11 protein-coding genes are annotated in these 11,405 nt (G+C 38.7%); 2 read left to right on the plus strand and 9 right to left on the minus strand.

Annotated elements, in window-relative coordinates; translation table 11 throughout:
- Positions 1-84 precede the first annotated feature (84 nt).
- Positions 85-2,889: a DUF2339 domain-containing protein gene (locus MSG66_RS11825; RefSeq protein ID WP_324654210.1), complete on the plus strand. Its 2,805-nt coding sequence runs from the start codon at positions 85-87 to the stop codon at positions 2,887-2,889.
- On the opposite strand, the gene MSG66_RS11830 is transcribed toward MSG66_RS11825, so the two are convergent.
- Together MSG66_RS11830 and MSG66_RS11835 are read right to left on the minus strand one after the other, a co-directional pair.
- Positions 2,879-3,796 (minus strand): mechanosensitive ion channel family protein, encoded by a 918-nt coding sequence (locus MSG66_RS11830; protein WP_133975301.1) that lies wholly within the window; start codon positions 3,794-3,796, stop codon positions 2,879-2,881. The genes MSG66_RS11825 and MSG66_RS11830 overlap by 11 nt on opposite strands.
- A gap of 9 nt (positions 3,797-3,805) precedes the next feature.
- On the minus strand, positions 3,806-4,627 hold the full coding sequence (locus tag MSG66_RS11835) for a hypothetical protein (RefSeq protein ID WP_016139202.1): 822 nt from the start codon (positions 4,625-4,627) through the stop codon (positions 3,806-3,808).
- A 96-nt stretch (positions 4,628-4,723) separates the two neighbouring features.
- Here MSG66_RS11835 and gspE point away from each other — a divergent pair, with 96 nt between their 5' ends.
- Entirely contained in the window at positions 4,724-6,214 is a 1,491-nt protein-coding gene (gene gspE, locus MSG66_RS11840) for a type II secretion system ATPase GspE (protein WP_004641278.1), read from the plus strand.
- A gap of 58 nt (positions 6,215-6,272) precedes the next feature.
- Here the strand turns inward: gspE and MSG66_RS11845 are convergent, their stop codons facing one another.
- The 7 genes from MSG66_RS11845 to MSG66_RS11875 form a co-directional block, all read right to left on the minus strand.
- Positions 6,273-6,704 carry an organic hydroperoxide resistance protein gene (locus tag MSG66_RS11845; RefSeq protein ID WP_003655074.1) on the minus strand — a complete coding sequence of 144 codons (432 nt, stop codon included), beginning with the start codon at positions 6,702-6,704 and terminating at the stop codon, positions 6,273-6,275.
- Between the two features lie 88 nt (positions 6,705-6,792).
- A complete protein-coding gene (locus MSG66_RS11850; protein WP_324654211.1) occupies positions 6,793-7,230 on the minus strand; it encodes a MarR family transcriptional regulator in 438 nt (145 codons plus the stop codon).
- Between the two features lie 165 nt (positions 7,231-7,395).
- The gene (locus tag MSG66_RS11855; RefSeq protein ID WP_202742692.1) at positions 7,396-7,770 is read right to left on the minus strand and encodes a DUF4951 domain-containing protein; all 375 of its coding nucleotides are present in this window, start codon (positions 7,768-7,770) and stop codon (positions 7,396-7,398) included.
- A gap of 14 nt (positions 7,771-7,784) precedes the next feature.
- Positions 7,785-8,609, minus strand: a complete 825-nt coding sequence (locus MSG66_RS11860) for a carbon-nitrogen hydrolase family protein (protein ID WP_042895041.1) — start codon at positions 8,607-8,609, stop codon at positions 7,785-7,787.
- A 26-nt stretch (positions 8,610-8,635) separates the two neighbouring features.
- On the minus strand, positions 8,636-9,157 hold the full coding sequence (gene gigB, locus MSG66_RS11865) for an anti-anti-sigma factor GigB (RefSeq protein ID WP_042895044.1): 522 nt from the start codon (positions 9,155-9,157) through the stop codon (positions 8,636-8,638).
- Positions 9,158-9,259: 102 nt separating this feature from the next.
- Entirely contained in the window at positions 9,260-10,228 is a 969-nt protein-coding gene (gene gigA / locus MSG66_RS11870) for an RsbU family protein phosphatase GigA (protein WP_005302479.1), read from the minus strand.
- A 109-nt stretch (positions 10,229-10,337) separates the two neighbouring features.
- Positions 10,338-11,216 (minus strand): VacJ family lipoprotein, encoded by an 879-nt coding sequence (locus tag MSG66_RS11875; RefSeq protein WP_324654212.1) that lies wholly within the window; start codon positions 11,214-11,216, stop codon positions 10,338-10,340.
- Positions 11,217-11,405 lie beyond the last annotated feature (189 nt).

The following is an 11,405-nucleotide window of genomic DNA, read 5'->3' on the forward strand; positions in this document are numbered from 1 at the left end:
TGCAGTATTTTGTATGTATAAATATACGCTTGTATTGCCTTGAAGTAAGATGACATGTAATGAAGGTGTCATATTGCTAAGCCCATGTATAAAAAAGACAAACAGGGAATGATCATCGTTTTGATCGCTTTGACTTTGTTTTTAGCCATTTCAATTGGTTTTAAATTCCAGAGTGCTGTTGCTGCTTTATCTATTGCACTCGTGGTAGTACTGGTTCAGTTATTATCAAATCTGCATCAGCGTCTGACTCATTTAGAACAACAGTTTTCTCATCAAGCAAATCCTCTTTATTCTATTCGTATGCAAACAACAGTGATTTATACGGCTGCCTTGGTTGCGTTAGTTGCTTATATGAATCACTGGATGTGGATTGCTGGCGGTGCATTACTGGTTTTATTGTTATGTTTGGTCCAAACGATTAGTGCATTCCATACAAGACTATTGTACCTCGAGACAGTAAAACAAAATGTTCATGTAAATGAAGCAATAAATACAGATGTTGTAACGCCTGTATCGGGGCAAATTGATCCAAACAATATGATCAAGCCAGCTCTACCTGAAATGAACTCTTTAGACCAAAAAGAAAATCTAGCTCCTGTACAAACTGCATGGTGGCAACCAGCAATAGATTGGATGGTACATGGCAATCCAATTTTAAGAGTTGCTGTTGCTGTGCTCATGGTTGGGGTAGTGTTGTTACTGCGTTTCGCAAGTGAACACTGGCAGCTAAGTTTGGTTTTGAAACTTGGGTTTATCGCTGTTGCTGGAGGTGTATTAACTGCATTTGGCTATACTCTGCAAAAGAAAAATCAACTTTTTGCTGTTGCTTTGCAAGGTGTAGGGCTAGCGGTTGTGTTTCTAACACTCGTGTTCTCGCATCATTTTGGTGTAATTGCCAATCTAATAACAGCTAGTATTTTGTTTACTATTTTATTAGTAATCACCGTATTTTTAAGTTTAAAACAACAGGCAATTTACTTAGCAATTTTAGCACTTGGGATGGCTTACGCAGCGCCACTGGTCATTCCGCAATATCGCCCAGATGTGGTTTTCTTATTTAGCTACTATTTGGTTATTAATCTTGCGGTTGCCGCCGTTAATTTTATTCAACCTTGGAAAATCTTAAATCAAATCGCTTTCTTCGCCACGATGTTTATTGGTGGTAGTGCGATAGGTTTTTATGCAGAACCTGCAAAATTTGACACATTAGACTGGATTTTATGGCTGCATATAGCCCTGTTTATTTGGCTCAGTGTGCGTTATAGCCAAAATATATCTCGAGTTTCAACACATGAAAAACGAGAAGGGATTCATTTACCTCCACTGTTAGATGTGGGCCTTATTTTTAGCGTGCCTGTACTAGGTTTTACACTACATGCCTATTTAGTACATGAGTCTACCCAAGCGTTGACGATTGGCGCCGCAGTACTAGCGGGAACTTATGCACTATTAACTTTCTGGATTAAAAAAACTCATCCGCAACTTTCGGTGTTGGCAAAAAGCTTTTTCATTCTCGCCGTTGCATTTTTTGCTCTAATCTTTCCACTCGCGAAAGGAGCACACTGGACTGCAATTGGTTGGGTCGCTCAAGGTACGGCCTTAATTGTATGGGGTGTAACTGAGCGCTACCGTTTAAGCCGATATATTGGTGTAATTTTAGTTTTACTAAGTTCAATTGCATTGTTTTATCAATTTTGGGCAAATGAACAATTCCCAACATTGAGCACAAGCATTTATGCAATCGCCCAATTTATTTCAGCCTTCTATTTGTTGCAATACAACAGTAAAGAGCAACACTATTTTAGTGCCAGCATGTTTAGCGGTATTTTCTTATGTTTAGGGATGTATGCGGGTGCTATAGCAGGTATAGAAATAATGACATGGCAACATCACGGCTTAAGCCCATATTTGATGGTTGCGATATTATTATTATCAATATTTAGTGTAGTCGTTCACTACAAACTAAGAGTCCAATGGCAGAGTTTACAGTTAAGTCTAATTAGCCTTTTATTGTTGTTAATTTTGGGTGAGGCCTTTACCAGTCAAATATTCAGCGTATTTAAATGGCCGAGCATATTGCAACAGGGTACTTTCCTCATTGCAGCAACATTCCTCAGTGCTTTATTCATTATGGCTCAACCGCAGTCAGGTCAGTTTGGGTCTTTAAAGGCATGGGCTGGTTTAAGCTGGTTGGCATTAGCCACAGTTGGTTTGGCGATTTTTCCACAAATGCCAATTGTTGCTTTGGCTTTCGTTCCAGTGGTTTATTCGATTTGGGCTTATCAGTCCCATAAAACCACATTGTTACATCAAATTCCAGTGTGGTGTCTAAGTTTACTTTGGTTGCTTGTGGTGAGTGTCGATATTCATTCTGCGGAATATCTTTATTTTGTTCCTTTGCTTAACTTAACTGATTTTCTGTCAATTGTAGTATTTGCAGGCCTACTCTTTATTATTTATCAACATGCTTTTGATCAAGATAAATCACTGGAGTGGACTTTTAAAATTACAACAATTCTAGTGGGATTATTAGTATTCAGTAGTGTGGTGGTTAGAAGTTTGCACCATTATTGGGCGACGCCACTCTGGAGTGCTGCAATTTGGACAAATGGTCTAGTGCAGTTAAGTTTGACATTGCTTTGGGTCATCTTGGCATTCGTTTTAACCACATTCTCTAGTCGAAGAATGATTCGTCAATTGTGGTTTGTGGGTGCTGCGCTTTTAGGAATTGTCGTATTAAAACTAATTTTGCTTGATCTATCGCAAAGTGCGACATTAACTCGAGTCATTTCATTTATTGGGGCGGGTGGGGTAATGTTAATTATTGCTTATCTTGCACCATTACCACCGTCATCCTCTGTACAAAAAAATGAAGAGCCTAAGCTTTAGGCTCTCGTTTTAACTCATTTTGATTAGTGTATTGATCGATATCATCTTCAGCAAAAACAGTAGGTGGTCGATCAATCAAACCCATTTTAGGAACAGGAATTTCAATCTGATTATCTAAAAATCCATTTCGAATTCTTTCTTGCATCTCATCTCGGACTTTTAAAGAATTTTCTTGTCTACACCACATTGCAAATAAAAGTTCAATCGATGATTCTCTGAATGCAGTAACTGTAACAGCAGGCTTTGGGTCATCTAATACAAGCGGATAATGAGCTGCTACGTTAAGTAGAACTTCACGAACTTTAATGATGTCTTCGTGAAAGTTAATTGCGAGTGTAATTGGAATTCGCCGAATTGGGTATTTAGATAAGTTGTGTACGGGAGCACGAATAAGCTGTTCATTTGGCAGACGAATATAGACATTGTCTAATGTAAGTAGTTTTACAGAAAGCAAATCAATTGAGATCACTTCACCTTCAATCGTATTTCCACGAATCAGGGTAATCTGGATCGTATCCCCGACTTCAAACGAACCTTCGCCAATCAAAAATAAACCACTGATTAAGTTACTGGCAGACGTTTGCGATGCGAAACCAAGTGCTACGGTTAAAATCCCTGCCGCACCAAGAAATACACTGAGTTTAAAACCAGCTTCTTTTAAACTCGTCATAATGAAGAGTAAGAAAATAAAATAAAAAATACCGCGGCGCCACACCAAACGTTGATGAGCATTAAAACGTGAGCCAATGGTTCTAATGAATGTATTTGAAATAATACGAGCAAGAACAAAACCAATAAAACAGAGCACAACAGCGACTAAAATTTCACTAATACGTTCGGTATTAATATTGGTAAATATGCTTGTGAGGCTATCAGCGATATCCTTAGGAATACTTGTATCAGCCATATAAACCTCTTAAAAGAATGAATCAAACATATTGAATAATGCACCACCAGGTGAACGTGGCGGATGAACATAGGTCACTTCACCTGCAAGTGGTGGAGTGCGGTTTTCAATACGAATGCGTGCGGGGCGATCAGAGCCTTCATAATAAACTTTAATTTGAGAAGTCCATAAACGCCCCGTACTTTCACTATAGAAAAGAGGCAGGGCGGTAACTGGTACATTCATGCGGTCAAAACGCAATTGATGATTACTGGTATTGTGAAAATCAATTGGGGTTACAGCACGAAAAGCACGCGGTGTTAACAGGTTCAAATCGGTACGTCCATCTACTGAAGTGGCATAGCAAATTTCACCTTGCTGGGCATTTGGACCAAACCATGTATCTTTGGGCTGAATTAGGGGAATCTCAAACAGAGGCTCATGCTGACTTTCAACCAAACCAGCAATCCATAGTGGTGTACTAATATAGAGAGTTCCACGTTGTCCCGCTGGAATGTAGATAGGATCAACGGGTTTAATTACTACTGAACGGTCTGCCAGTCGTGGCATAAGTAAAAATTCCGGATTAGTTTTCCGAAACATGTAGCGTTCTACTTGAACAGTATGCGGAAAGGCAAAATTCGGATCTGCGATTGGGTGCCAATCTTGCTCATTATCGTCTTGAAGAGATGGGCGATAATATTCGATACGCCATTCTTTTATACCGCGCGTTAGACGAAAAAGCATTGAACCGAATTGCCATGCTTTAGACTGATTAATTTCAAAGCGCTGTTCTCCCCACCATTTTAAGGAATTCTGGGGGCGAGGCTGATATTCATTATTTTCAAACAAGACGTAAAATTCCTCTACCGAGTTGTTAAACAGACTTCACGCTGTAATCTGCTTAGAGTACACTCAAAATCATCTTACTCATCATTATAAATTGTGATGCAAATATTGAAACAAATACAAGTTCCATATAGTTTTGCCAAGCGTCATGGTGTTTTATTTCGTTATGACGGTGATCAAGTATTTATTATTAGACGTCAAAATACTGAAAAAATTGCATTGCAGGAAGCAAGACGAATTTTAGGAAAACCAGCACACTATCAGTTATGCACTGAACAAGAATTTAATGCACTGCTTAGTACAAGTTATGCGCGAGATACAGGGGAGTCACAAGAAGTTGCAGCAGGTTTAGAAGATCATCCTGATTTATTAAGCTTGGCTGATCAGGTGCCAGAAACAGAAGATTTGATGGACCAAGAAGATGATGCGCCTATTGTCCGTCTTATTAATGCACTTCTTTCTGAAGCAATTCGAGTTGGCGCTTCAGATATTCATATCGAGGCTTTTGAAAAGAAATTATCTGTACGATTACGTGTAGATGGTCAATTACGTGAAATTGTACAGCCACGCCGTGAGTTGGCGCCTTTGCTAGTTTCGCGTATTAAAGTCATGGCAAAACTCGATATTGCAGAAAAGCGTGTACCGCAAGATGGGCGTATTTCTTTACGTCTTGCAGGACGTGAAGTGGATGTCCGTGTTTCGACTTTACCATCGTCACATGGTGAAAGGGTTGTAATGCGTTTGCTTGATAAACAAGCTGGTCGTCTTAATATGATCCATTTGGGTCTGATGGCAAATGATTATGAGCGTTTAACCCAACTCGTGCATCGTCCCCATGGCATTATTTTAGTAACAGGTCCTACAGGCTCGGGGAAAACGACGACTTTGTATGCAGCCTTATCTGATCTAAATGACAATACGCGTAACATTTTGACAGCCGAAGACCCGATTGAATATCAACTTGAAGGTATTGGGCAGACACAAGTCAATACTAAAGTGGATATGACTTTTGCTCGTGCTCTAAAGGCAATGTTGCGTCAAGATCCAGATGTGGTCATGGTTGGTGAGATTCGTGATTTAGAAACAGCAGAAATTGCAGTACAGGCATCACTAACAGGTCATTTGGTTTTATCTACACTGCACACTAATACCGCTATTGGTGCGGTCACCCGACTTAAAGATATGGGGATTGAACCATTCTTATTATCGAGCTCTTTAATTGGAGTGATTGCTCAACGTTTGGTTCGTACCTTATGTCAACATTGTATGACATGGCGTGAAGCAGATACTTTCGAAAGACAGGTATTTCAGCATATTCATAGTGAGTCTATGTTGAAGTTACCACAGGCTCAAGGGTGTGATCATTGTTCACATTTAGGTTTTAATGGGCGTACGGCTATTTATGAAATCGTGCCTGTTGATGATTCTATGCGCCGTCAGATTCACGGAAATGCGGCTGAATATGAATTGGAAAATCATGCTCGTCAGTACTCTGGCTCTATTCGTGATGATGGTTTACGCAAAGTGCTTACAGGTAAAACTACACTCGAAGAAGTGCTTCGAGTAACCAATGAAGCAAGTGAAGCATAATTTGTAACGTGCAATAAAAATGCCCGATAAGATTCGGGCATTTTTGAAACTTGAAAAATTACTCAGTCACAATATTAAAGTTCACATCAATATTATTGCGAGTTGCATTTGAATATGGGCAAACGATATGAGCTGCTGCAACTAACTTTTCAGCTTCTTCACGATCCATGCCAACCAAGTAAACATTTAAAGTTACTTCAATACTGAAACCTGTAGGAATTGGACCAATACCTACTTCGCCTTCTACATACGCATCTTTGCTAATATTAAATTTATCGCGGTTTGCAACAAATTTTAAAGCGCCTAAAAAGCATGCTGAATAACCAGCTGCAAATAATTGCTCAGGATTTGTTACAGCACCACCAGCACCACCCATTTCTTTAGGTACGCCAAGTTGTACATCTAATACACCGTCTGATGAGGTTGCACGGCCATCACGACCACCGGTTGCTTTAGCTTTTGCGCGATAAACAACTTTTTCTAATGACATCGTTTTTGTTCCTAAAATAAATTGAATACAAATATATCGTACACGACTTAATTATTTTGACAAGTATATTTTTTGAAAAAATTGCTGTTTATTTGACTAGGTTTGTACGGAGTTTAGTAAGTTGATCTTTTAGGTCCAGTAGCGTTGTCATATCACATGAACTTGCATCTAATACTTCGGCTGGAATATTCATTGCCCGATCTTTTAATTTTTTTCCTTCATCGCTTAGCGTAATAATAACTTGGCGTTCATCTTGCGTTGAGCGAGTGCGATGAAGAAAATGTAGGGCTTCTAATTTTTTCAGAATAGGGGTGAGAGTTGATGATTCTAAAAAAAGCTTGGCACCAATTTCTGAAACAGTAATTTCATCCTGTTCCCATAAAACCAACATCACCAAATATTGAGGATAAGTAATACCCAAAGGCGTTAGGAGTTTTCGGTAGAGCTGATTAAGAGCTAAATTTGTTGAATAGACGAGGAAACATAGTTGATTCTCAAGCTTTAAGTTTTTACAGTCTTGGTCCATATCTTCCTCAAAGAAACTAATATTGCTTTTGTAGTATATCGCGTTCTATTCAGTTTCTTAAATGTTCATAAGAATAGGTTATGAATAAAGTAAATTAAGGGGCATAAAAAATGGAATAATTAAATCAATTATTCCATAAGATAAAAATCTTTTAGATAAAAGTGCCTACCATAGGTCTGCAATTTTTTTCATCAAACGTGCACGATATTTAGCAGTAGGATTATTTACACTACGTTGTTGCTCTTGTTCATAAAAACCTTGCCAAGCAGTGATCATTTCAAGCGTTGTTCCTTGTTTTTTAATCATAGAAACATCTGCTGGTTGAATATTTTCTAAACGTTGTCTTGCACCTTCTGCGCCCGTTCCCCATCCAATTATTCTTTGGCCAAATGCAGGCAAAGGAATATCTTTAGGAGTAGAGGGAAGAATATCTGATTTGAGCTGTGCGGGTGGTGAAACGAAATGATTCGTTGTACCAGACTCTGCATAACAATGAATATTTGCCCCCAAGCAAAAAAAGCTAAATAAGTATTTCCACATGAATAATTAAACTTTTAATAGTGAATTAATTTACGGTGTGTCATTAGAGGCATTGAAGAGCGGACGAGATCTTGTGCTGTTAAATCAAAGGGCACAGTGATTAAACCATTCCCTTCATTTTCAATCATACTTAAAATTTGACCACGACTATCTGTTGCCCCAGAGTGTCCCCAGGTTTGTCGTTTTTCACCATGCCAGCCCTGTTGTGCTGCACCTAAAACATAACATTGGCTATCCATCGCTCGAGCCTGTAGCAAAAGTTGCCAGTGCATTTGTCCTGTTGTGTAGGTAAATGCAGCAGGAGCAGTAAGAAGATGAGCGCCTTGTTGTCTTAGCGTTAGAGCAAGCTCTGGAAAACGCAAGTCATAACATACCATTAAGCCAATATTGCCAAAAGGAGTAGATGTGACTACGACGTCTGTTCCTGGTTCAAAGAAACGAGACTCCTGATAACCACCGACCGCATCACCAACTTGTACATCAAATAAATGAATCTTGTCATAACGTGCTTCTGTACGCTCAGGGCTGATACAGAGGCTAACAGTTCTGACGCGACCATCTTGAATCGTAGATCCATCTGGACGGAATGGACAAGGTAAGGTACCAGCCACAATCCAGATTTGATATTGATGTGCTAGTTTCTCAAGCCTTTGTTGAATAGATTCGAATTGCTCAGCAGTTTCACGTTGTTTTCCAGCAGCAAAACATACAAAGTTTTCGGGGAAAACAATTAAGCTAGCATTTTGCGCCTTGCTCTGTTGAATCAAAGACTCAATGATTTGAAAGTTATTCTCAATATCATCTTGGGAGTTCATTTGAGCAACAGAAACGAGGGTCATATTCTAATCCGGCTTAATGGTGGAAGTCAGGCATTTTGCTTGTCCGATACCTGTTCAAGCGTATCTTGTTCTTTCTGTAACTGCTTCACAAGTGGTTCAAACATATTCTGATTGTTTGCATTGAGTTTCATCAATGTCTTATGTGCATCGAGAACAGTTTTTAGCATTGCATTATGAGTGATTTGTTCATCTGTTAACGTTAACGTGCAAACATTAGGATCACCACAATAATTCAAAATGACAAAAACCTGCCCTAGCCCCATACTGTTGGCTAAGGTTGTGATATCTGGATTGGTAGATAGCATTACAGCTTGAATATGATGAGCCTGTTTCAGCTTTAAACCTAGCTTGGCTAGGATGCCTAATACAGTACTATCAATAAATGTTGTTTGGGTTAAATCAACGATTGCACCAACAACATTCTCTTGCTGTTCAATTCTGTTTAAAAGTTTGTCTAGACTTATACAAGAATGGGCTCGCACTTCACCAATAAGTTTGAAAATATGCGTTCCATTTAAACTTGCATATTCAACATGACCTGTTGACATATAAATGCCATTTTCAGAGAAGGATAGAAAAATTATCACATAGTGCCATCTCAGACTCAAGAGTCCTTAGGTCGTATATTATGTAAATAATTGATTCGTAAATTAATTCATTCGACAAAGACTAAAGATAGCAATATCATCGGCCACATGATCGGGTGCTTGAAATGATTGATTTTGCAAATGATGGACCAATTGTTGGAACTGATCATTCAAACCACCATCAAAGGGTTCAAGGGCTCCATCTGAGCAAACAATGAAGCGCGCATGGCGATTTAATGTACAAATATGCTCTTCAACTTCGAGTTCGTCAGTTAAACCTAATGGGAAACTGCTCGTTGTTAGAATTTTAGGCGCTTGGTTAGGCTCAAAAATGATAGGAGGGGGATAGTGCCCAGCACTTGACCAGCGCAGAGTATGCGTTTCAAGATTTAAAATACCCACTACAATCGTAATGTGCTTTTCAATATTTTCTTGAACCAACATTCCGTTTAATTTCTTTATTAATTGTCTGGGTGTTTTTGACCGACCATGGAAAGCTGCCATCCATGATGTTAACAAACTACTGGTTACGCCATGGCCTGAAACATCGGCAAGATAAAATAAAACCTCTTTATCATTTAATTTCCAATAGTCGTACCAATCTCCAGAAAGATATGCCGAAGGCTGAAAGAAAGTTTCGACTTCATAATTTAATAAATCAATTGGATTGGGTAATAATCGTTTTTGTAGTTCAGCAGCTGAAGGTAAATCACGACTATCTTGATTGCGCTTATATTGAGCATCAATTCTTGAGAGTGCTTTATTTAAATCGCTAGGTAGCTGATTCCATACCCAACCTGCAAGAGCTCCTGCTTCCCATGCATGAGCTAAAGCGGTACCTTCGTGCTCAAAAGCAATGACCACTGTGGGTAAATTCCACTTATAAGTCAGGAAATCCTGTACATCTGCAATTGCAATGATGGTTGGATCATATAAATCTAAATCATCTATGTTAATGACTTGTAAGCCCGGCAGTTTATCCAAAGCTTGCTCTAAATAAGGGATAGAGCGTGTCGGTTTAATAAAATACATAGAAGATATGGTAGTCCTTTTATATGATCACTTTATTCATCATAGAGTATGTATGACCAAAATCAAGGTATTGCCGAACTCTCAATCCAAGCAATACCTTTATTTCATCTTAAGGGTTTTGATTCTCATCTGGTGCATCTTGTGAATCATCATCAATGAAAGACACATCAGCTGAGTCGCCCTTTTTTTCTGCAATCTGGAATGCTTTACGCTGGAGGTATAAATCTCGAATCATAGCGTATTGATCACCCTGTAAAGTCTGATCCAAGTCCAGATATTGAGCACGGGTATCAACAGCTTGTAACAGATTGCTTGACCAATAAATACCCTCCTGATCATCCATAACATATTTTTGTGGACGAGCTTGAGCATCTACTGCCAAACCAAAACCATCACGTAAAGTACTTGGCCCAAAAAATGGCAGCATAAGGAATGGACCAGAAGGCACACCATAGTAACCAAGAGTTACACCAAAATTCTCTTCCTCAGTTGGTAAACCTAAGCGGCTGGCTGGGTCTGCCAAACCAAGAGTAGTTAAGGTATTAATTGTAAATCGACCTAAAGTTTTTGCTGCACGAGCTGGACGGCCTTGAATAAGCTGGTTAACAGCATTCCATGGTTCTCCTAGGTTTTTACGGAACTGGCGATAAGAACCGCGTACGTCTTCTGGTGTTTTTTCTTTATATTGAACTGCAACAGGACGCAAAAAGTTTCGGTCCAACATGTCATTAAAAGAATAAATTGGACGGTTCAGAGATTGCAAAGGATCTTTTACAGGATCTGGTTGTGCTGCATTTGCATTTATTTTTAAATCTTTAACCTTAATGTTTTTTAAATCATTAATAATTTGTGATCGAAGATGATGAGATCCAACTTCTGCTGATGAGTTAGCAGTAGGAGATTCACTTATAGTGCTTTCTTGAGCATATATAGAGGTGCAAACACCTACAGATAACACGCTTAATAAAATTAAATTAGAATAATTCATATAATTCCTTAACCACCAGCTAGGCTAATACTTAATGTGCAGTTGGGTGGAGATATGTTTTAATACAAAATTGATAACCTATTATCAATGTAAAATTGATCAAATAATATAGATAATATGCTAAAAAGGTTAAAAAATAGCCATGCGATATGATTAATTTAAAAAAGGGGTTGCCAATGAGATTAGATG

The organism is Acinetobacter sp. IK31, from assembly GCF_035615195.1.
GTDB classification, from domain to species: domain Bacteria; phylum Pseudomonadota; class Gammaproteobacteria; order Pseudomonadales; family Moraxellaceae; genus Acinetobacter; species Acinetobacter calcoaceticus_C.

Excerpts from the sequence above, each read along its gene's own strand:
- MSG66_RS11850 (WP_324654211.1), bottom strand. The coding sequence starts at position 7,230 with ATGGACCAAGACTGTAAAAACTTAAAGCTTGAGAATCAACTATGTTTC.
- gigA (WP_005302479.1), bottom strand. The coding sequence starts at position 10,228 with ATGTATTTTATTAAACCGACACGCTCTATCCCTTATTTAGAGCAAGCT.
- MSG66_RS11830 (WP_133975301.1), bottom strand. The coding sequence starts at position 3,796 with ATGGCTGATACAAGTATTCCTAAGGATATCGCTGATAGCCTCACAAGC.
- MSG66_RS11845 (WP_003655074.1), bottom strand. The coding sequence starts at position 6,704 with ATGTCATTAGAAAAAGTTGTTTATCGCGCAAAAGCTAAAGCAACCGGT.
- gspE (WP_004641278.1), top strand. The coding sequence starts at position 4,724 with ATGCAAATATTGAAACAAATACAAGTTCCATATAGTTTTGCCAAGCGT.
- MSG66_RS11860 (WP_042895041.1), bottom strand. The coding sequence starts at position 8,609 with ATGACCCTCGTTTCTGTTGCTCAAATGAACTCCCAAGATGATATTGAG.
- MSG66_RS11875 (WP_324654212.1), bottom strand. The coding sequence starts at position 11,216 with ATGAATTATTCTAATTTAATTTTATTAAGCGTGTTATCTGTAGGTGTT.
- MSG66_RS11855 (WP_202742692.1), bottom strand. The coding sequence starts at position 7,770 with ATGTGGAAATACTTATTTAGCTTTTTTTGCTTGGGGGCAAATATTCAT.
- MSG66_RS11825 (WP_324654210.1), top strand. The coding sequence starts at position 85 with ATGTATAAAAAAGACAAACAGGGAATGATCATCGTTTTGATCGCTTTG.
- gigB (WP_042895044.1), bottom strand. The coding sequence starts at position 9,157 with ATGTCAACAGGTCATGTTGAATATGCAAGTTTAAATGGAACGCATATT.